The sequence below is a fragment of the Ensifer canadensis genome (assembly GCF_017488845.2).
In the GTDB taxonomy this organism is placed as follows: Bacteria; Pseudomonadota; Alphaproteobacteria; order Rhizobiales; family Rhizobiaceae; genus Ensifer; species Ensifer canadensis.
The window spans coordinates 333888-354790 of sequence record NZ_CP083371.1 but is presented as its reverse complement, the minus strand read 5'-3'; the positions used below and the strand labels follow the sequence as shown (position 1 = coordinate 354790).

The 20903-nt window shown below is 60.9% G+C and carries 18 protein-coding genes; 13 read left to right on the top strand and 5 right to left on the bottom strand.

Translation table 11 applies throughout. The annotated features are described in order from the left end of the window. The gene (locus tag J3R84_RS21285; protein ID WP_203527718.1) at positions 1-1476 is read left to right on the top strand and encodes an MFS transporter; all 1476 of its coding nucleotides are present in this window, start codon (positions 1-3) and stop codon (positions 1474-1476) included. Between the two features lie 31 nt (positions 1477-1507). Here J3R84_RS21285 and J3R84_RS21280 read toward each other — a convergent pair whose 3' ends face one another. Then, on the bottom strand, positions 1508-2251 hold the full coding sequence (locus J3R84_RS21280) for a hypothetical protein (RefSeq protein WP_203527715.1): 744 nt from the start codon (positions 2249-2251) through the stop codon (positions 1508-1510). Positions 2252-2262: 11 nt separating this feature from the next. After that, positions 2263-3057 (bottom strand): COG3904 family protein, encoded by a 795-nt coding sequence (locus J3R84_RS21275; RefSeq protein WP_156585789.1) that lies wholly within the window; start codon positions 3055-3057, stop codon positions 2263-2265. A gap of 620 nt (positions 3058-3677) precedes the next feature. Here J3R84_RS21275 and J3R84_RS21270 point away from each other — a divergent pair. Then, positions 3678-4121 carry a hypothetical protein gene (locus J3R84_RS21270; RefSeq protein ID WP_203527712.1) on the top strand — a complete coding sequence of 148 codons (444 nt, stop codon included), beginning with the start codon at positions 3678-3680 and terminating at the stop codon, positions 4119-4121. A 28-nt stretch (positions 4122-4149) separates the two neighbouring features. Here the strand turns inward: J3R84_RS21270 and J3R84_RS21265 are convergent, their stop codons facing one another. Beyond that, complete coding sequence (locus J3R84_RS21265) at positions 4150-4395, bottom strand: hypothetical protein (RefSeq protein WP_025429423.1); 246 nt, start codon at positions 4393-4395, stop codon at positions 4150-4152. A 207-nt stretch (positions 4396-4602) separates the two neighbouring features. Between J3R84_RS21265 and J3R84_RS21260 the strand changes: the two genes are divergently transcribed. The 9 genes from J3R84_RS21260 to J3R84_RS21220 all read left to right on the top strand — a co-directional run bounded on the left by J3R84_RS21260 (position 4603) and on the right by J3R84_RS21220 (position 15399). Further along, on the top strand, positions 4603-4851 hold the full coding sequence (locus tag J3R84_RS21260; RefSeq protein ID WP_057210012.1) for a DUF1127 domain-containing protein: 249 nt from the start codon (positions 4603-4605) through the stop codon (positions 4849-4851). 7 nt (positions 4852-4858) lie between these two features. Then, the gene (locus J3R84_RS21255) at positions 4859-5689 is read left to right on the top strand and encodes a helix-turn-helix transcriptional regulator (RefSeq protein WP_025429425.1); all 831 of its coding nucleotides are present in this window, start codon (positions 4859-4861) and stop codon (positions 5687-5689) included. Positions 5690-6295: 606 nt separating this feature from the next. Beyond that, positions 6296-8080, top strand: coding sequence for an IucA/IucC family protein (locus tag J3R84_RS21250; RefSeq protein WP_203527710.1), 1785 nt, complete (start codon positions 6296-6298; stop codon positions 8078-8080). Then, complete coding sequence (locus tag J3R84_RS21245; RefSeq protein ID WP_203527707.1) at positions 8064-9851, top strand: IucA/IucC family protein; 1788 nt, start codon at positions 8064-8066, stop codon at positions 9849-9851. The genes J3R84_RS21250 and J3R84_RS21245 overlap by 17 nt, the downstream gene beginning before the upstream one ends. 80 nt (positions 9852-9931) lie before the next feature. After that, positions 9932-10999: an IS110 family RNA-guided transposase gene (locus tag J3R84_RS21240; protein ID WP_025428410.1), complete on the top strand. Its 1068-nt coding sequence runs from the start codon at positions 9932-9934 to the stop codon at positions 10997-10999. 269 nt (positions 11000-11268) lie between these two features. After that, complete coding sequence (locus tag J3R84_RS21235) at positions 11269-12549, top strand: AMP-binding protein (RefSeq protein ID WP_057210018.1); 1281 nt, start codon at positions 11269-11271, stop codon at positions 12547-12549. Continuing rightward, positions 12546-13871, top strand: coding sequence for a DUF6005 family protein (locus J3R84_RS21230; protein WP_203529714.1), 1326 nt, complete (start codon positions 12546-12548; stop codon positions 13869-13871). Before J3R84_RS21235 ends, J3R84_RS21230 begins: the two co-directional genes overlap by 4 nt. Next, on the top strand, positions 13868-14716 hold the full coding sequence (locus J3R84_RS21225; RefSeq protein ID WP_203529716.1) for a sugar phosphate isomerase/epimerase family protein: 849 nt from the start codon (positions 13868-13870) through the stop codon (positions 14714-14716). Before J3R84_RS21230 ends, J3R84_RS21225 begins: the two co-directional genes overlap by 4 nt. A 521-nt stretch (positions 14717-15237) precedes the next feature. After that, positions 15238-15399, top strand: coding sequence for a hypothetical protein (locus J3R84_RS21220; RefSeq protein WP_164474997.1), 162 nt, complete (start codon positions 15238-15240; stop codon positions 15397-15399). 72 nt (positions 15400-15471) lie between these two features. On the opposite strand, the gene J3R84_RS21215 is transcribed toward J3R84_RS21220, so the two are convergent. Next, positions 15472-16122, bottom strand: coding sequence for a YceH family protein (locus J3R84_RS21215; protein ID WP_057212906.1), 651 nt, complete (start codon positions 16120-16122; stop codon positions 15472-15474). Positions 16123-17029: 907 nt separating this feature from the next. On the opposite strand from J3R84_RS21215, the gene J3R84_RS38790 reads away from it, so the two are divergent. Further along, positions 17030-17716, top strand: a complete 687-nt coding sequence (locus J3R84_RS38790) for a hypothetical protein (protein ID WP_309239253.1) — start codon at positions 17030-17032, stop codon at positions 17714-17716. Between the two features lie 202 nt (positions 17717-17918). Here the strand turns inward: J3R84_RS38790 and J3R84_RS21205 are convergent, their stop codons facing one another. After that, the gene (locus J3R84_RS21205) at positions 17919-19604 is read right to left on the bottom strand and encodes an arylsulfatase (protein WP_057210027.1); all 1686 of its coding nucleotides are present in this window, start codon (positions 19602-19604) and stop codon (positions 17919-17921) included. A gap of 589 nt (positions 19605-20193) precedes the next feature. On the opposite strand from J3R84_RS21205, the gene J3R84_RS21200 reads away from it, so the two are divergent. Further along, positions 20194-20898: a GntR family transcriptional regulator gene (locus tag J3R84_RS21200; RefSeq protein WP_057210029.1), complete on the top strand. Its 705-nt coding sequence runs from the start codon at positions 20194-20196 to the stop codon at positions 20896-20898. The last annotated feature ends 5 nt before the right edge of the window (positions 20899-20903 follow it).

The following is a 20903-nucleotide window of genomic DNA, read 5'->3' as shown; positions in this document are numbered from 1 at the left end:
ATGGAGCTTGTCTTGAAGCGCGATATTGCAGTACCCGCCGAGCCAAATGTCGGAGCCATTGGACGGACGCGTTCGGTCCGATGGGCGCTGGCCAGCCTGTCGCTCTCCATGTTGTTGTCGGCGCTTGGCACCAGCATCGCCAATGTCGGCCTGCCGACGCTGGCCAGCACCTTTGATGCGCCGTTCCAGGACGTGCAATGGGTGGTGCTTGCCTATCTGCTCGCCATCACCGCGTTGATCGTCGGCGTCGGCCGGCTCGGCGACATCGTCGGCCGACGCCGACTGCTGCTCGGTGGCGTCGCATTCTTTACGCTTGCCTCGGGCCTAAGCGGCTTCGCCCCGACGCTCTGGCTGCTGATAACCGCCCGCGCGGCGCAGGGGCTCGGCGCGGCAATCATGATGGCACTGACCATGGCTTTCGTCGCCGAGACGGTGCCGAAGGCACGCACCGGCAGCGCCATGGGGCTGCTCGGAATGATGTCCGCGATCGGCACTGCGCTCGGGCCATCGCTCGGCGGCGCGCTGATCACCGGCTTCGGCTGGCGCGCACTTTTCCTCGTCAATGTGCCGCTCGGTTTCCTCACATATGTGCTTGCGCATAGCCATCTGCCTGCCGACCGCCAAGGGACGACGCCCACCCCTGCCCGCTTCGATGTGCCAGGCACCGTCGTGCTGGCATTGACGCTGGCGGCCTACGCGCTTGCCATGACCATCGGCCGCGGCCAATTCGGCCCGCTCAATATCGTTCTGCTGCTGGCCGTGGCCCTGGGCGTCGCGGCTTTTGCAATGGTCGAAACGAAGGTCGCATCCCCGTTGATACACTTGGCGATGTTTGGCGATCCGGCCTTGAGCACGAGCCTGATCAGCAATGCGCTGGTCTCGACGGTGATGATGACGACTTTGGTTGTCGGTCCCTTCTATCTCACGCGCGCCCTTGGCCTCGATCCGGCAGCGATTGGGCTGGTGATGTCGGTCGGTCCGGTGGTGGCGGCATTGAGCGGCATACCGGCGGGCCGCTTCGTCGACCGGTTCGGCGCGCGACCGGTGATGATGGCCGGACTTGCGGCAATCGCGGCCGGCGCCGCAGCACTCTCCATCCTGCCGGCAACATTCGCCATCCCGGGCTACCTCGCGCCCATCGTCGTCGTCACCGCCGGCTATGCTCTCTTCCAGGCGGCCAACAACACCGCCGTCATGGCGGACGTGCCGCCGGATCGCCGCGGCGTCATCTCGGGCATGCTCAACCTGTCGCGCAACCTGGGGCTCGTCACCGGCGCATCCGTCATGGGCGCCGTCTTCGCCTTGGCATCGGCGGCATCCGACATCGCCACGGCACCAACCGAGGCCGTCGCGTCAGGCATGCGGGTCACCTTCGCTGTCGCGGCGGGCCTCATTCTCCTGGCGGTCGTCATCGCTCTTGCGGGTCGCGTGCTCGTGGCTCGCTTGGCGTTGCCGAACGACGCACGGGAGCGCTGACGGTGGTGAAAGTCCAGCGCCTTGCCGGCTTCTATTCCAGATCCATCGTGGTGAATACCCGGCAATTGTTGGGCGCAGGCGTGCCCCGGCAAATCTGCGCATCGACCAGTTGATCGACCGCGAGCGTGCTCGTCACCAGAAGCGCCTTGAACAGTTGCCAGCGACCGAGATTACCGTCCTCGTTGCGCGGGCCATCGACCAGGACCTGGTATCGCACGCCCATTTCGCCGTAATACGCCGCCAGCTTTTTGGTGCCGGCCTCGCTTGCAGCGACGATCGGAATAGCCTCGATCGCCGTTCCATCTCCGGCGAGCCGTCGCACGCCGGCCGCCAGAACCAGAGTGCATGCCTGCGCGCAGCGTCCACGCGAAACCGCCGCGCCGACATAGTCTGCCCCTCTGTTATCGTTTTCCGTACACCCCTCCTGATCCGGCTGGCATCCGGCAAAAACGGTCCTGCCGACAGCCACACTCAGCCCATTCCTGCGGACGAGGCGGCCGATCGCCATGGCAGCGGCCATGTCACCACCAGCAAAGTCGGTGTTTTCGGGCCGATCATGCCCTCGGCGGATATCCATTCCGTGCATGTCGGCTCGCAATCGGCCTGGTTCGAGCGCACGACGACGAACCGCATCTGCTGCTCTGCCGTTTTTGCCGACTGTGGGATCAACATGCTTGAGGTGGCCGCGAGACAAATCAGCAGCGCCGCCCGCCTCAGGCGGGACAACCTCTTGTCGGCACGCGGACTCCATACAGACATCCTGATCTCCAGCCACGATCCGCGGGTCTAACGCTCAAGGTCCGACATCACGAATACCCGGCAATTGGCGGCCGCCGGCACCGTCCTGCAAGCCTCGACCGACGTCAGCAGTTCGACCCCGCCCAACTTCGTCGTCAGCTTCATCTCCAGCATCGCAACGGGCTCGATCTTGCGAATGTCGGCGGCGGGCGTGATCTTCATCAGATCGATGACGGCACGACCGACACCCATTTCCGCGAGATAGGCCGCCAGCTTGCGCTCGGTCGCCTTGTTCATTTCATAGGTCTTGTAGCCGCCGACATTCCTGCGACTGACGACCGTCTTGCTGGTTATCTTCTTCTTGCCGTTCACGACGCGATACTTCGCCCGATACTGCGTCTCGATCTGGACGTAGGTTGTGGTGATCTGGTGCACGCCCAGGAACGCCCACTCGCCGACAACGCGTCCGGTGCCGCCAGCAAGCATCAGCGGGCAGGCCGAGTTGCAATAGGCTTCGCCAGAATAGGCGATGCCGATATGGCGCGCGCCCTTGCCGTCATTGTCACGGCAACCCTGTTGCTCCGGCTGACAACCGATGAAGCGGGTCTTACCGACCGCCGCTTCAAGTTTTCGCGTTCTGATCATCCGCCCGATCGCAAGCGCAGCATCGACATCTCCGCCGGGCGACGTTACGACGATCGGCAGGCGACGGGTGCCGATGGACTTGAGCAGTTTCTTGAAGAGCGCCGGGGTTTCGTCAACGATCGTGCCCTCGGCCGATATCCACTCCGGGCAGGTCGGCTCGCACCCGGTCTGGCCGCTGCGAACCACGAAAAATTGCATCTCCGCGCCTTCCGGCTGTGATGCGCGAGCCGCTACGGCCGGGGCCATCAGCCCAATCAACAGCCAGACGAAGACCATTGAACGCCAAAACACTTCGCGTGGAAATGCCGTGCCGAGCAAAGAAAAGCACCTCCTTCCGACCGTTTGTGCGCCGGAGGTTAAGAGCGGAGGGATCTCACCCGATCCTGCCTTGCATCTCCGTGCTGCGCCGGACTGAACAAATTTCTATGCTGCAAATAGGAGTATCGAAACGAATGGCTCTGCGGGCACGATCGTTGAGATCGTGCGTCATAGAGCGAAATGAGAATGTTGGTTGCGCCAGTCAAGAATGAAATCGAGAATAGCACGCCCCATTAATATAAGGCAATACTCATATAAATGAAATCGCTCGACGTGCGCGATGCGATCAGCCGACACCGTTGCGGCTTGGTGATCACCCAACTCCCGGAATTCTCGACTTCTTCAAAGGATAGGCTGTCAGGAGGCGCGGCATCAATCGTGCTCAAGTCACTGCGGCGAAATGATAATCGTTGGCGCAGCACCGATCAGACGCGCGGGGGGACTAGATACGCCGCCGACGCTTTGACAACATAGGCGCTCAAGGCAGGGTTGGCGATTCGATGACGATATACTTCAAGGCAGCGGTTTCCGATGACGTGGCATTCGGGATGATCGAGCAATGTTTTTCCGATCCGGACGACTATGACGGCTATCTCGACATCTTTGGCGATCACACCGAGCAGACCGTTTCATGGAGCAAGGGCAGGTCGGCAGATGAGTTCAGGGATCAGATAACCGAAGCACTGCGTTCGGCCTGGGAGGCGGCACGTTTCTGGCAGGTTTACGAACGGCGTGAAGGCCGGGACGACGTCGGCACCAATGAAATTCGAAGAGCCGCCATCGACCTGACGCGGGCCTATGGTGGCGTGATTGTGATCACGCTCAGCCTGCTTGGACGACGCAGCAGCGCGAACGATCTCGAACTCGTGTTCCTTTGCTTCCAGGAAGATGCCCAACGCCGCAATTTCCGCGTGCGCTACGACGGAAAATTCGTGTCTGCCTGAAGCCATGGATGCTTAAAGACGACGGGTGTTAGTGACGTTTTCTCGAGAGCAGCTGCGAGGATGCCATCTCTTCGAGAATGTGGAGGTCCTCGTTAAGCGTCGTGCGATGCTTGTGCGACAGGTTGACGAGACAGTCCGCAATTTCGTCGGAAGTCCAACCCGCGGCCTCCGCACGGTCGACCAGTTCCAGGAAGGCACCTTCAACCGCGCTCTCGCAATCCGGCTCCCGATCCGGGTGTCCATGACTGACGAGCGGCACAGCGATTTTGGTCATGACCGATCCTCCGGGGCGAAGAATAGCGCCGCGGCAAGGGCCTGCAAAGCGACCAAGGTCCTATCCTTGCAGCGACCTTGGTATTTCGAGACGCCGGTCGCCAAATGCCAAGGCGAGCCCCCATCGATTGCTAAATAATCTGACAGCGGCGGCGGCCACGACGCGTCATCCTGCCATCATCGGAAACGAATGAAAGGAGATGATCCGATGGCGGACACAGCTTCATCCCATGACAACCTGATCTATGTCTCCACTCGCCTGATCGGCCCACGAGACCGATTTTCGACGGCACTCGAAACACATGGCTTTTCCCGGCGGCTGCTTGCGCGGGTATCCCGCTGGATGGAGACGCGGCGCGGGCGCCTGGATCTGCTTGCGCTTTCCGATCATCAGCTGAAGGATATTGGCCTGTCGCGCGGGGCCGCCTATAACGATTTCTACAAACGCGACGAATAGGACCGCAATGTCCCAGTTTTCGTGCCAGACGCTTCTCGACACCTCGACCGCCTCGCTGCGGGACGTGGTCTGCGATGGCGCGTGTCGCGGGAAAAGCGGCGAGGAATGCTCCCACCGCACAAGCCTCGTCTATCCCTATCGCGGCGTGTTCATGCGGCATGTGGGCAAGGCCGATACGGTGGCTGAATCCAATCAGGTGATCTTCTTCAACCGCAGCGAAGACTATCGCGTCAGTCATCCGATCGAAGGCGGCGATGCATGCCTCGACGTGCAAGTGGACGAAGCCATCCTCTGCGAACTCGCGCCGAAGGAGCAATTGCGGTCGGGGGCGCTTGCCGCGTTCAAAAGACCGCGCCGGCGGATCGATCCACGAGCGCAGGCGCTTGTCGCGCTGTTGCGTTACAGCCTTCGCCGCGGGATTGCCGAAACGCTCGAAGCCGAGACCCTGACGCTGACATTGATCCGGCGTTCGCTCGGCGAGAGGACGTCGCATAGCGCTGCTACGACCTATGGGCGCGAAAAGCTGGTCGATCGGGCGAAGCTGGTTCTTTCGACCGATCTCGCCCGCCGCTGGACATTGGCCGAGGTGGCAACGGAGGTCGGCGTGTCACCTGTTTATCTCACCCAGGTTTTCCAGCAGGTCGAAGCCATGCCGCTCTATCGCTATCAGTTGCGGCTGCGGCTTGCGCGAGCGCTGGACCTGCTCGGCTCCTGCCATGACCTGACGGCACTCGGCCTCGACCTCGGCTTTTCCAGCCACAGCCATTTCAGTGCGTCCTTCAAACAGGCCTATGGGCGCACGCCCGCCGAATTCCAGCGCGCCCTGCATCTGCGCTAATACCCAAAATTGCCTGCCTGAGGGCCGCGTCGCCACGCCCTGCCGGGCGATTGCGACGTGCGACCCGGCACCGATCCGCCTTGGGGACCGGGCTCGGATTTAACTGGACAAAAATAATCATAAAAAATTCCGGATCGGTGAAAAAAAATCGGGAGCCGGTCGTCTTTGTATGAAAGCGCATGCTGAAGCACCGCGCCGAAGCCGAGACGGGTGGAAGATGAGCTCACCGGAATGCCGCAACGGACGTCCGCCGTTCGAGGAAAAACGTGACCGCACAGGTTCGTTTCTTCCTGGAGCGATGGCGACCGATGCATTGACGTTCACGACCTGGCACGCGGCGTCGCCGACACATATCGCTTCCGTCCGCACCAACCGTTCAAACGGACGTCGTCAATCGCGCCCGCCTGGGCCAACCTCATGTGGCGCCCGGCTGTCAGCCCGCCATATCCTGCGCCAATCCCATCCGCCTCCTCGGGCGGCTGGCAGACCGTGCGTGATGCATATCACGCCGACCTGAGCCCGTTCACTACGAAAATTCAATGCGTTGCGCCTCCCACGCGACGCGATTGCGCGACTTTGCATGTCGCGTGCCGAGGATCGACAGACATGAAATCGTCTAGGCAAATCGCAGAAACTGCGACATTTCAAAGCTTCGCCAACTGCTACCTCAGGGAGGTCAATCCCGGCGTGCCGGTCAGGCACCGGACCGCCAGCGGATCCTGCGACAGCATCGAATGGTCGCTTCCCCGCCAGCAAATGATCCTGCGCGTCGAGGTCACCTCATCGTCGCTGTGCGGCCCGCTTCACTTCGGCAGGGCCTGGGGGCGCAACGTCTCCGATCGGTCGTGGCGTCCGATCGAGCTGATGTCTGCGCTCCATATGCTGGTCCAGGCCGCCTACCGTCAGGACGACGCCGGTCAGACAGATGCGTTGCGCGGCTTCGAGCTCGAGCTTCTGATCCGGGTGCTCGAAAGCTATCAGCAGACCGCCCTCTACGTCGACAGGGCGCAACCGCGTCAGGAAGACGCCAACGATTTTCTCGAGGCCGAGCAGTCACTTGTCTTCGGGCACTGGCTGCACCCCACGCCGAAGAGCCGGCAGGGCATGACCTATTGGCAGCAGGAAAGCTATGCGCCGGAACTGCGCGGCCAGTTCAAGCTGCATTATTTCGCTGCGAAGGCGGACCACGTCAGTCACGCATCCTCCCGCTCGATACAGGCACCCGATATCATCCGCTCGCTGTCAGGACTTGACGCGGAAGGGCTGGGCCTTACCGGTGACGAATGCCTGCTGCCGATGCACCCGTTGCAGGCGGAAGCCCTGCTTCTCGATCCCGGTATTCAGGCGATGCAGCGGGCCGGCATCCTGCGTCACCTCGGCCCAACCGGTTCTCTCTTCAGCGCAACGTCGTCCGTCCGCACGGTCTATGGTGCTGCTGAAGACTGGATGCTCAAGTTTTCCCTGCCGGTGCGCATCACCAATTCCGTACGCCTGAACCGAAGGCAGGAGCTGGAGGCCGGTGTCGCCATGGCCAAGCTCGTCGACCGGATCGGCCTGGCTAAACGCGCGGCGAACTTCAGGATCATCCAGGACCCGGCCTACATCACGCTCGATTTGCCGGGTCACAGCGAGAGCGGCTTCGAGGTCATCCTGCGCGAAAACCCCTTCGCGCACGGCAACGGACAGGGCGTCATAACCGTGGCCGCGCTGACGGCCGACCCGCTTGCGCAAACACCGTCGAGGCTCGAAAAACTCCTGCGCACGCTCGCCAGCAGCGATGGAGAGCGTCTCGCCGACGTCTGCATCGCCTGGTTCCAACGCTATCTCGATTGCGCCGTCGAGCCGCTGATCCGACTCTACGACGACTACGGCGTCGCCCTTGAAGCGCACCAGCAAAACAGCCTGCTCGACATCGGCGCCAGTTACCCCACGGTCAGCTACTACCGCGATAACCAGGGCTTCTATCTCTCCGAACGCTATCGCAGCCTGCTCGCAAGCCACGTCCCTGAAACCGAGACGATCCCGTCGCTCTATTTTCCCGAAAGCGAAATCCGCGACCGCTTCGCCTATTACCTCATCGTCAATCAGGTCTTCTCGGTGATCAGCCGCATGGGCCACGACGGATTGTGCGACGAAGGCACGCTTCTCAGGATGCTCCGGAACCACCTGGAGCAATGCGCGTTCGGCATGACCGGCGCCGGACGGGATTTCGCCCGGCATGTGCTGGACCTGCCGACGATCGCGTCGAAGGCCAACCTGACCACCCGGCTGTTCAATGTCGACGAACTGCAATCCGACCACGCGCCGGTCCTTTATCGCCCCGTTCCAAACCCTTTGCGGGCACCCGCGGCGCTGACGACCCTGAGGACCAGCCATGCCATTGCCTCTTGATCTCCAGGGACGCCCCGACGACCGGGTGCTTCGCCAGCTTGCCGCCGCCCTTCTGTTCGAAGGCGTCATCGAAGCGCGCCAAAGCGAGGGCGGCGGCGATGGTGCAACGCATTTTCGTTGGACGCTCGGCGGCCGCGACTTTCGGTGCGATGCCATCCTCGGCGCATTCGGGCGAATCCGGCCATTGCCGGGATCGGTGCAGATGCGGGAAAGCGACGGCAGCTGGGGCGAGGCGTCGCTCTCGGTTGTGGTTTCCGCCCTGCCCGGCAGCGGCATCACCCGCGGCAAGCTGCTGAACGAGATGATGCAGACGATTGCCTTTTCCGAGTGGAATGACCGTCATCTTATCGCCCGTCCGCGGCGGGAGATGTCCTTCGCCGAGCTCGAAGGTGCAATCGACGAGGGGCATCCCTACCACCCCTGCTACAAGGCCCGCACCGGCTTCTCCCAGGCGGACCATGCCCTCTTCGGCCCGGAGGCCGGCCAGTCGTTTCAGCTCGTCTGGCTGCTCGTCGCGCGCAAGCATCTGCGCCAGACGCTGCCCGACACAGAAGAGGCATTCTGGCGGACCGAACTTGGCGGGGAAACCTGGGCGCATCTTCAGGGCATGCAACAGCAGCTCGGTGTCTGCACTGAGGATTTCGGGCTCGTGCCGCTGCATCCGTGGCAATGGCGCAACCTGAGCGAAACACTGCTTGCCGGCTGGCTCGAAGACGGCGATGCCCATTGCCTCGGCCCGGCGGGCGACCCCTACACGGCGACCCAGTCGGTACGCTCCTTGCTCAACGAGAACCGACCGCAAGCGGCAAGCGTCAAGCTACCGCTCAACATCGTCAACACGTCCTCGCGCCGCATCCTGGAACCGCATTCGGTCTGCACCGCGCCGGTTATCTCAAGCTGGATCGGCGAGATCGTCGCTTCAGATCCGCTGTTCAGCGAACAATACCCGCTCACCATCCTGCAGGAATATGCCGGGATCATCGCCGATGCGGACGAGCCGTTGGCCGGACAAGTGGGCGCGATCTGGCGCCAGAGCGCGCAAGCAACGCTGGAAACCGGAGAAGCCGTCGTTCCCTTCACCGCGTTGATGATGATGGAGACAGACGGGCGGCCCTTTGCCGACGACTGGATCCGGCGCTTCGGCCTGATGCCATGGATCAACCGGTTGCTCGAAGTCGCCGTCTTGCCGGTCTGGCATCTGCTCGTCCATCACGGCATTGCCGTCGAGGCGCATGGCCAGAACATGCTGCTCGTGCATCGCGACGGATGGCCGGTCCGGTTGATCCTGCGGGACTTCCACGAGAGCATCGAATTCTCGCCGGGCTTTCTGCGCGAACCGGAAAAGGCGCCCGATTTTCCATCCCTGCATCCGCTCTACCGGGACGCCGAGCCGGACCAGTTCTACTGGACGGACAATCTGGATTCGCTGCGCGAACTGGTGATGGACACTCTCTTCGTCTACAATCTGAGCGAGATCAGCCATCTTCTCGACCATTGCTACGATCTTCGCGAACCGCTGTTCTGGCAGCGGGTCGAAAGCCTGCTGTCAGCCTATCCGCATAGGCATGGCACGGCGGGCCGGCAGGCGCAGCTCGGCCACGACGGCCCCGAAATTCTCACCGAATCCCTGATGACGAGGAAGCTCTTCGCGCGCAAGCCCGAGTACCACCACGTGGTGCCCAATGCCTTGGCCGCGGACAGGCTTCAACGAAGGAGGTGGCATGAAAGCAGCCGCCTCCCAGGAGAGAACGGACCATTGAGATGCAGGTGATGATCGAGGGACAGTCACGCTTCCGGCCTTTCGGCTTACCTTATTGGGGTTTCGAAGATCTCAACAAGGGAGTTGGAAGCATGACTGCCTCTTATGATTACCATATCGGCGTCGACTACCACAAATCCTATAGTCATCTGGTGGTGCAGGACAGCAGCGGCAAGACGCTCAGATCGGGTCGGGTGAAGAACGATCGCCAGTCGCTCGGTGGGTTTCTGGAACGCTACCGCGAGAACTCGCATGCCGTGGTCGAGGCGACGCGCAACTGGATGGTGATGTACGACTGGCTCGACGACATTTGCGATGATGTCGTTCTCGCCCATCCTTTGAAGGTCAAGGCGATTGCCGACGCCAAGATCAAGACCGACAAGATCGATGCGACGGTGCTCGCGCATCTGCTCAGGGCCGACCTGGTGCCGGAGGCCTGGGCGCCCAGCGAACGAGCAAGAGACCTGCGCGTCGCCCTGCGCGAGCGGATGTTTTACGTGCGGCTGCGCACGATGACGAAGAACCGCATTGTCACGGTGTTTGATCGCTATCCGGAGCAGACGGCACAGCTGAAGAAGCTCGGGGATCTGTTTGGCAAGGCCGGCCGCGTCCAGCTGGCGCAAGTCAACGTCTCGGAGATCGACCGCATCCAGATCGACCGTGGCCTCGCCTTCATCGGCGACATTGACGTGCGGATCAAGCAGTCGGAAGCAACGATCCGGGCGATGACCAAGGCCAATGCCAACGTCAAGCTGTTGAAGACGATCCCCGGCATCGGCGAGTTCTTCGCCCGGCTGATCGACGCGGAGATTGACGATGTATCCCGCTTTCGCAATCCGAAGAAGCTCGCCGCCTATGCCGGACTGGTGCCCTCGACCTATTCCTCCGGCGGCAAGACCTTTCACGGCAAGATCATCAAGCAGGGCAACAAGTGGCTGCGCTGGGCTTTCGTCGAAGCCGTCACCCCCGCCATCGCCAGCGATGCGCAACTTCATGACCAGTACGAGCATCTGAAGATCAGAGGAACCAACAAGGCGCGTGTGGCGATCGCGCGCAAGCTTTTGACGATCGCCTTCCAGATCCTGCGTGACCAGCGCGCTTACGAGCCGCGCGGCACCAGCACCACGGAAGGCGCGTCGACGATATCCCGGCTGTCCTGATTGTCGTCTAGCGAGCCCGGCAGGACTGGGCTGCGCTCCTCAAGGAGAATGGGAAGCCGGGAGCCGAACGCCACTCTGTGACCGAAGCCAGCACGGCATCAGGGTCACGCATTGGAGACTGGTTCAAGAACCGAACGGCAGATGCCTGTCGCGCGGAAGGAAGAGATTTAGCCGATCGGCGAAAATGCCGATCAATAACCAACCGAACCCAAGGAAAAGCCGCCAATCGAAGGCGTTTCGCCCCTTGTGTTCTTTCATTGGAGAAAGCTATGATCCGTATCGACGACAGGCTCTATGATCGCGCCTATCTCGACGAAACATCCGCACGCCTGGCCGGGCAGATCGGCCTGAAGGACCGCGACGACGGACGCTACGCGGTCTGCTTTGCCGAAACCATCGACTGGCTGGCGCTATTCTTCGCCATCCGCAAGGCCGGCGCCAGCGTGTTGCCGATCCATCCGGGCACGCCCTATGCCGCCGCGCGCAAGCTTGCGATCGGGGCCGGCTGCGACCGGTTGTTCTACAACAGCCTCACGGCCGAAGTGCTGGAACGACCCGCAAACGCCTTGCCGGTTGGCACGCTGCTGCAGATGAGTTCGGGCACGACAGAGGCGCCGAAATGCGTGGCGCGCAGCTGGGAGGATATCGACGCCGAGATCGAAAGCTATATTGGCATCTTCCGCGCGCCGGAGGACATGACCCCGGTCATCGCCTGCCCGACGACCCATTCCTATGGCCTGATCTGCGGCATCCTGGTGGCGCTCAAGCGCGGCCAGACGCCGGTTATCGTCAACACCGCCAATCCGAAATATCTCATGAAGGTTCTTCGCGAGATCGAGCGGCCGCTGCTCTATTCGTCGCCGGCCATCCTGCACACGCTTGCCCGGCTGCTGCCCGAGGGCGAGCAGATCCATGCGACGATGACTTCGGGCACGCTGCTGCCGGATCCCTGGTTTGCCCAGATCAGGGCCAGGAGCCGGCATATGTTCCAGCAATATGGCTGCTCCGAAGCCGGATGCATCGCGATCAATCCGGATGTCACCGCCGCCGGCGACATGGGGTTCGTGCTGCCGCATCTTCTGCCGCAGACCGGCAGCAATGCGGAAAATGCAGGTGAAATCGTCGTGACGAAGGGCGACGGTATCGCCATCCACACCCGCGATCTCGGCTATCGCCGCGATGACGGCATGCTGGTCTTTGTGTCGCGCATGGACGACATGATCAATGTCTCCGGTCTCAACGTTTATCCGAGGGATGTCGAGGATGCGGTGATGGCGATGGCCGAAGTCGGCGACGCCGTTGCCTTCCGCATGGGCGACCGCTTTGCCGGGGAGCGCGTGGCGCTCCTGTTCAGTGCCAGTCAAACCATCGCGCCGCAGGCGATCCGCGAATGGTGCAGTCTGCATCTCGCCAGCCATCAATTGCCGATGGACATCCGCCAGGTCGACACCATCCCGCGCCAGGCCAATGGCAAGATCAGCCGCCGCGAGGTTGCCGCCCGGCACGCCGCCGGTGAGTTCACCAAACCGATCGCCGGAGCCGCGTCATGACCAGCAACGAAATCCTCGAGGCGATCCACGAGGTCCTCAGCGACCATATGATGCATCCGCATCTCGACGGCTTCGGCCCCGACGCTCGCCTCAACGAGGACCTCTATCTCGATTCCGTCCTGATCCTGCAGATCTTTCTCAATTTGGAGCTGGAATACGGGCTGAGTGTTCCGGAAGAGGCGATCGCCCGCCAGGATGTCCAGACGGTCGCCGATCTCGCCGCGCTCTATGAGCCGAAGTCGATCGAGACGCTCGTCCCATCGTTTCCATTAACCGGCGGTACGACAGACGAAGGCGTGCATGGCGAGGCCTATTACGACATCAAGGTGCACTGCTTCGTCAGTTGCGTCTGCGACGGGCTGAAGCGAAAGGGCCTGGACCACCGACCGTTCTATTTCGGTGTCTGGGACGCGAAATTTGGGCTCAGCGACCGCTTCCAGCTTCTCTATCATGCACCCGAGATCAGCCATGAATTCTTCCGCAGCTGGTTTCAGCGGCTCTACGGCGTCACCGTTTACGAATGGTACGACCCTGACATCAGCAAGAGCGAAAATCTCACCGTGATGCTCGACCTCGTCAAACGGCGCGCAGATACCGGCTCCGTCATGGTCATGCTCGACATGTTCCACCTGCCGGAGCGCGAGAACAAGTTCAACCAGAACCCCTTCCCGCACTACCTCATGCTGCAGGAAACCGCCGACCCCGATACGTGGTTCGTGCATGATCCCGACTACCGTTGGGAAGGCGAGATCGCGCGGGACAAGGTGATCCATGCGGTGATGCAGCCGACCGTCGGCGGCGGCTATGTCTTCGACAATGCAGAGGCTCGGCCACCGGCAGCCGAAGACCTCAAGGCCTATTTCGAGGGCTGCTTTATCAGAGCCAGCAATCCGCTGGCCGACACCGTTCGCATGATCGTCACGGCTCATATCGACGGACGCGGCGGCATCGACCTTTCCGACCTCACGGAGGCCGTGCGCGAACTGCCCGTCATCACCATCCGCAAATACGCCTACGAGCATGGCTTTGCGTTCTTCTGGCGAGCCCTAAAGCTGCCGGCCGCCGAGTTCGAAGGCTGGTGCGAAGAGATCGAGGCGCTCGTCCAGGCGTTGAAATCGCTGCACTACGATTGCATGAAGCTGAGCCAGACCGGCGACCGCGCCTTGGCCACCCCGGTGTTCGAGCGGCTGGCAGAAGCCGACCGGATCGAGACGAAACTGAAAGGAAAGCTCGCCGAGATCTTCGATCTCTGGTGTGAACAGAACATTGCCGCCGACATTCCCATGCTGGAGAGGCCCACGCTGAAAAGGGTTGCGCGATGAACATATCGCTGTGCACGATCACGTTTCGCCATCATCTGATTTCCCTCGGCGAAATCGCCGCCTGGGCGCAATCCAACGATTTTCAGGGGATCGAGCTCTGGGGTGCGCATGCACGCAACCTGGCGCAGCAGCCCGACCGCAATGCCGATTGGCTCGATACTTTCGGGCTGAATGTGCCGATGATCAGCGACTATCTGCCGCTCGACGGCGATAAGGAGACGCTGCGGCACAAGACTGTCGAGCTCTGCAGGCTCGCCCGCCGCTGGAGATCCCGCAAAATCCGTACCTTCGCCGGCAATTGCGGCAGTCTCTCCGTCTCCCACGAAGAGCGGCAGCGCATCGTGGAGCGGCTGAGAGAGATATGCGCGATCACTGCCAGCTACGGCATTCAACTGCTGGCGGAGACACATCCGAAGACGCTGGCCGATACTGCGGCCTCGACATTGCGTCTCATCGAGGAGGTCGACCAACCCGCCTTCGCGATCAATTTCGATACGCTCCATGTCTGGGAGGGCGGCGACGATCCAATCGCCGTGCATCGCCAGATGATGCCGCACATCCGCCATTACCATCTGAAGAACATCCGCGACCGGTCTGACCTCTCGGTCTTCGAACCGGCAAACGTCTATGCCGCGGCCGGCCGTCGCGACGGCATGACGCCGTTGCTCGAAGGCACGGTCGATTATACCGGCTTTCTCCTGGAGATCGCGGGCGACGGACAGCACGACGCATCGCTGGAATGGTTCGGCAATGATTGCCTCGATGTGCTGCGTCGCGATCGCAGGCAGGTTCGCCGCGTGATCGAGGGGCGTGAACCCATACGGCGGACAGTCAACTTTTCGTGATTGCGTTTTAGCGGTGTCATCGGTCTTTGTCGGTGCAACGCATAAAAAATTGGCCCTGGCTGTACATGCCGGGGCCCATTTTTTGTTTTTGTTTTCGTCTTGCAAATGTCAATCAATATAGTTTCGGAACACCGAAATACTGCCTCGTTCGCGGCTTTGCTCATTTTTGACTTGAAGCGGACGAGCTGTGCTCTACCTCGCTACTCTGGCGATCTTGCAGCCGAAAATCAATCAACTTTTATGGGGCTATTTTTCGCCGCGCGACACGGGCGCTTGGGAAACTGCCGCACTGTTTCAGCACCCCCAGGGCGGGCAGAAAACATGCCCTTCCCCAAACATAGCTGCGCCGGCAAGGATACGGAAGACGCGCGCGGCCGCAGCTTGTGTGCCCAATCGAAGCTGACGTGCCGCCTTGCCACCTGCCAACGGTCGCATCGATCGCTAAAGAATCTGACAGCGGCGCTGCCATGCAGATGGTCTTCTCCAATGGTCGAAATCACGACCAAGAGGAGACGAAGACGATGAGCCAGAAAACCTGCGCGGCCTGCGACTGCGAACTCGATCAGAACAGCATCAAGGTCAAGCTCGGCGGCAAGACGGTAGAAGTCTGCTGCGAGGAATGCGCTGCCGCCATTGGCGAAGCGGAGACCGCAAGGACGGCTGCGGCGTCGGCGGGAAAGTAAACATGAGGCCGGTCGCCACAGCGGCCGGCCTCCAATTCGCAAGCGTCAAGGTTGTCTTTTCCCCGCGGCCGTTCAATGACCCTTGAGCGCGGCAATTTCAGCCTGGAGCACCGCCACAGTCTCTTCCAGCGTCTGTACGCGCTGTTCCAGCTCGGACAGGCCCGACGTGGCGAAGGACGGCATGCTCGGCGCCGCGGTGATCGTCTGATCGACCTCGCCACACAAAAGATGCGCAAACCGGTCTTCGCGCTGGCCGGCGCCGCGGTTGAGCTGCACGATCAGCGGAGGCCGACGTCCGATCATCAGATCGAGGTTATCCTTGAGATCCTCCACTGACTGGAACCGCGCCATGCGCTCGCTGCGGGACCAGAGCTCGTAGGCTGTCTGCGGGCCGCGCAGCAAAAGCAGCCCGAGCACGACGATTTGCGGCGAGGTCAGCGAAAAGCGGTTGGCGGCCTGATGTTCATAACGCTCGACGCGCGATGCAAAGGCCTGCCGGACCAATCCCTTCTGGGCGAGCGAATTGAGCGCACGATGCACATCGGCCTGTTCCAACGCCATCACCGGATCGCGCGCCGTCTTCTGGTTGGCGGCGGAGTGGAGGGAGTTGAGCGTCAACGGATAGACGTCAGGCGTCGTTTCCTTCTTCTCGATCAGACAGCCAAGAACACGGGCTTCGATCGCATTGAGTTCGGGAAAATCGGTGTCTGGATTAGTGTTCATAGGTTCACTCTTCTCGGCAACGCGTTCAACGGCAACCCGGGGTTCTCCGACCACGGATGATCTTATCCAGGTTCGTCGCCGTTTAGGGGCCAACGCTCCTGAAACTCATTGATCGAACCGCGCTCCTCGATAGCCCGTTGAGCGGCCAAGGCCAAGTTGCTTTGCGGTTTCGATGGCAGATATGTCGCCCCTAGAGACGAGTGGCGTGGCATTCCATCCGATCGCACTTGCCGGTACCATTTTATTTCACCGAGCCCGACGCAGGCCGCTCGACCGATCACGATTGCGCCGCAGTTCGCATCGATACGGAGCCGGTCAATTTCAAGCTGATTCCGCCTCCTGCCCTTCCTCGCCTTACGTCGCCAGATGCCCAGCGGTCACCCAATCGGGATCGCCGCCGCGTCGCTTGGCGGCAACTCTCGAAACCATCATCACAGAAGCCTCCCATGTCCCGTGTGAAAAAGAGGGTCGTACTGCATTTTCCGGGCTTTGAGCCCTTCGACGCGGAGGCGCACCGCCGGCGTTACGCCCGTTCAGCGCGGCAGAGCGCCGAGGTATGGGACTTCAAGTCCGATGTCGGGCCCTTGGTGAGCACGGGCGCGGCGACGCATTTCGACGTCGACTGTGCCGGACCGGACTGGCGGACTTCAAGCCGTATCCATGTTTTCGATCACGATGTGCTCGTCGATACCTTGAGCCGCCAGTCATTCACACGCCGGCTGGGCGGCGGATTTGCCAGTGCGCTGAACGTAACGTTCAACGGTGGGCTTTGGGGTTATTTTCGCCATGCCTGGCGCTTTGGCCTATTTTTCCTGTTCCCCTTCCTGCTGGCCGGATTGATGACGGCAGCGGCCCTAGTCGTTGCATTCATTCCCCACTGGCTGAGCCTTTCGAGCTGGAACCTGCTGTGGAGCGTACCGCTGGCCGGTCTCCTGCTGCGACAGGTCATGATGCCGTTGGCCAGTTCCATACGCTGCACCTGTTTGCCGACTGGGAAATGGCCGTGGCCATGGCACGACTGGATCGGCCCGATTTCAACCGTTGGCTCGAAAGCTGTGTGGATGCCGCTTGCGAGGCGTTCAGCGAGGACGCCGACGAGTATCTTATCAGCTCGCACAGCATGGGTTCGAGTGTCGCCGCGCATGTCATCGGCATGCTGATCGAGCGGCGGCCGGATGTTATCGAAGGCAAACGGGTGGTGTTCGTAACACTTGGCGGCGCGATCCTGCAATGCGCGCTGATGGCGCCGGCCCATGCCCTGCGGGCCCGCGTCGGGGCAATTGCCCGCGCCAAGGAAATCTTCTGGTTCGAGGTCCATTGCCTGACGGATGCGATCCATTTCTACAAGACGCGTGTCGTCGCCCTGTCGGGGCATCCTGAGGCAAGGCAGCCGTCCATCGCCTATATCAAGGTCAAGCACATGCTGTCGCCTGACCGCTATAGGCGGATCAGGCGCAACTTCCTGCGCGTTCATCGCCAGTATGTGCTCGGTCCGGACGTGCGCGCACCGTTCGATTTTACCTTGATGACCGCAGGTCCGCTGCCGGCAGCGGCGTTCGCGGGTTTTTCGCAGGCTAACATACCGGCACTTTGACCCGCGACATCCTCGATGTCCTCTAGCGCGGCCCAGGCAGCCGCGCTTCTTTCCGGTCTTATGGAGCAACGCCCCCAACCGCGACTTCCGGTGCAAAGCGGTCGTTTCCAGCGGATGTCCGCTGGAATATCACACCGCTGATTTCGGCCGACCGGGAGAATGAGGGCAGTCAATCGAACAACCCTCGTCTCGACATGTTCGACTAGTTCCCCGGCTTGTTCTTGATCGCCGCATCGATCTGTTTCTTCACTGCATCCAGGTTGAAGGAGGCCGGATCCTGCATTGGCGGATAGTCAATCGCGGTGAGCGCAAGTTTGCCGACTTCCTGCTGAACACTGACGAAACGCCAGAACTCGCGAGCATAGAAGTCGTTCATGTAGCCCCCACCGAGGTCATTGAGGCTTTGACTGCCAATCGACGGCGTCCGCTCGAATGGGTCCTGACGGATATTGACCATGGTGGGCATGTCCGTTGTTACCTTCGCACCGGGCCAACCCTGAGGCTGCTGGAAGAACTGATACTTGAAGTCATCGATGCGAACTGCCCCCAGAGAAGGGCCGCCGAAGTAGAAGAATTCATGCCGTGCGGATGGTCCTTTGCCCGTCAACAGGTCGAGTTGGTTGTAGCCATCAAGGTGGTTCTTGTAGGTCTTGTCGCCCAGCTTCGCGCCCTTGAGCAACTGGTCAGTAATCTCGCTGTTGCCCGCCGCCGCGACCAGCGTTGGGAACCAATCCAAGGCAGAAAATATGCCGTTCTCGACCGTTCCCGCCTTAACCTTGCCCGGCCAACGGATAATGGCCGGCGCGCGGAACCCGCCCTCCATTACCGTACCCTTGGTGCCCTTGAACGGGGTCATGCCACCGTCGGGCCAGGTAAACACCTCCGCGCCGTTGTCGGTCGTGAAAATGACGATGGTGTTGTCGGTCTCACCCGCATCTTGCACGCATTTCAGGAGAGCGCCGACGCTGTCATCGAGCTGCGCCATGCCAGCTTCTTCGAGGCCATAGTTGGTGTCGCTGTTCATCAGCGCTTGGTATTTTGGCGACAGGAAAGTCCAGACGTGCATTCGCGTCGTATTGTGCCAGACAAAGAACGGTTTGCCGTCTGTCTTTGCCTTGTCCATGAAATCGCACGACGACTTGACCAGGACTTCATCGAAGGAGCCCATGTCGTATTTGGCCTTGGGCATGATGTCATGCATGTTCGGAACGTTGGACATGTCAGGGTACGGCGCTAGGGGACCCTCGTCCACGATCCTCTGCTTGCCGATCTTGCCCCAACGCGGCTGTTCGGATGTGTCGTCCGTATCGGTAGCAAAGGTGTGGACCAGATTGCGCGGCCCGACCTTGTCTCGGTACGACTGTTCGTTCGGAAACGAATACCAATAGGGGTCTGACATCGCGTCGAGGTGATAGAGGTAACCGAAGAACTCGTCGAACCCATGCAGTGTCGGCAGAAACTTGTTCAGATCGCCGAGATGGTTCTTGCCGAACTGGCCGGTGGCGTATCCCTCCGTCTTCAGCGCGGCGGCTATGGTTGCCGCCTTGTCAGGCATTCCTACGTCTGCGCCCGCCTGGCCAACCGTCGTCAGGCCCGTTCGGAGCGGGATTTCACCGGTAATGAAACTCGCCCGTCCAGCAGTGCAACTTGCCTCGGCATAATAGTCCGTAAACATCATGCCCTCTGCCGCCAGCTTGTCGAGGCTGGGCGTCTTCCCGGACATTATTCCCCGGTGATAGGCACCGATATTGAACCAGCCGACATCATCTCCCATGATGACAAGAATGTTGGGTTTTGGCTGCGGCTGCTGCGCAACTGATGGCGCAGCCAGCGCGGTCGCGAATACGGAAGCCAGCAAACCAAAATAAAGGTTTCTCATGCCACTCATAATTCATTCCCTCCGTTTAACTTGGCCTACTGCGTGTTTTCTTAAATCCTATTCGATCTATGGATAAAAACATGCAGCAATTCAAAGCGTTACAGCGACCTTTGCGCGTCTAATACGACGCGCGGCGCTGTAGTGGGGGATGCCCTTCTCACAGCATAGGGGTGCTCCTCCTCATTTATTCGGGACGATGAGCTTGTGAAATTGCGCGGCATAGCGCCGTCTCAGCGGAAAATGTTGGGTAGGGTGAATGCTGCTCTGAAAATTCGCCATAGGGCGGCGACAGACATACCGGCCATCGAAGCGTCAACAGCTAGTCACGCTTTACTAACTGCCGCAGGGTGGCAGTCGTCTTGGGCACGAATATCGCACATCTTCATTTCCTCCGCCAGTTTTGAAACCGCAACGCGAAGCGAGCGTTTACTGCCGGCGCAAAGTTGCCAATCTCACCCATCCGTCGCGCGAAAATAGAGGACCGGTACCGAACGACGCCAACGCTCGGGAAACCTCGCGATCTCGAACCAATGCCTATGCAGAGTTGATCCCACGGACATGGGGAAGTATTTATCGTGTCGACAAAAGGATTCTAAAGATGACCGATACCGATTCCAACCCCACACTCGAACGCAAGCGCGGCTCCGGCGTAAAGATGGTCTACGACCTTCTGCGTGACGAAATCCTCGATCTGGTCCTGCCGCCGGGCAGCCCGATCGACGAGGTCCAACTCGCCGAACGCTTCAAGATGTCGCGCACGCCGATCCGCGAAGCGCTGGTGCGGCTGGCCGGCGAGGGCCTGATCGATACGCTGCCGAACCGGTCGACGATGGTTTCAAGCATCGATTTCCTCAACATGCACACGTTCTTCGATGCGCTCGTGCTGATGTACCGCGTCACCACCCGGCTCGCGGCGCAGCATCATCGCCCGGAGGATCTGCAGATCATCCGCGCTCGGCAGGCTGAATTCGCAGCCGCGGTGCAGGCGCAGGATGCGCTGGCGATGATCGCCACCAACGCCGCCTTTCATTCGGCCATCGCCGAGGCCGGCCGCAACGCCTATTTCAGCGGCCTCTTCAACCGGCTCCTCGACGAAGGCCGGCGGATGCTGCGGCTCTATTACCAGTCCTATGGTGACCAGCTGCCGCAACGCTTCGTCGACGAGCACGAGGACATGATCACCGTGATCGCCGCCCGCAACGTCGAAGCGGCCGACCAGCTGGCCAAGGTGCATGCCGAGCAGATCGTCACTCAGATCAAGCGGCTTTTCACCCGCGACGAGCGGTTGGATATCGCGCTGTAATCTTC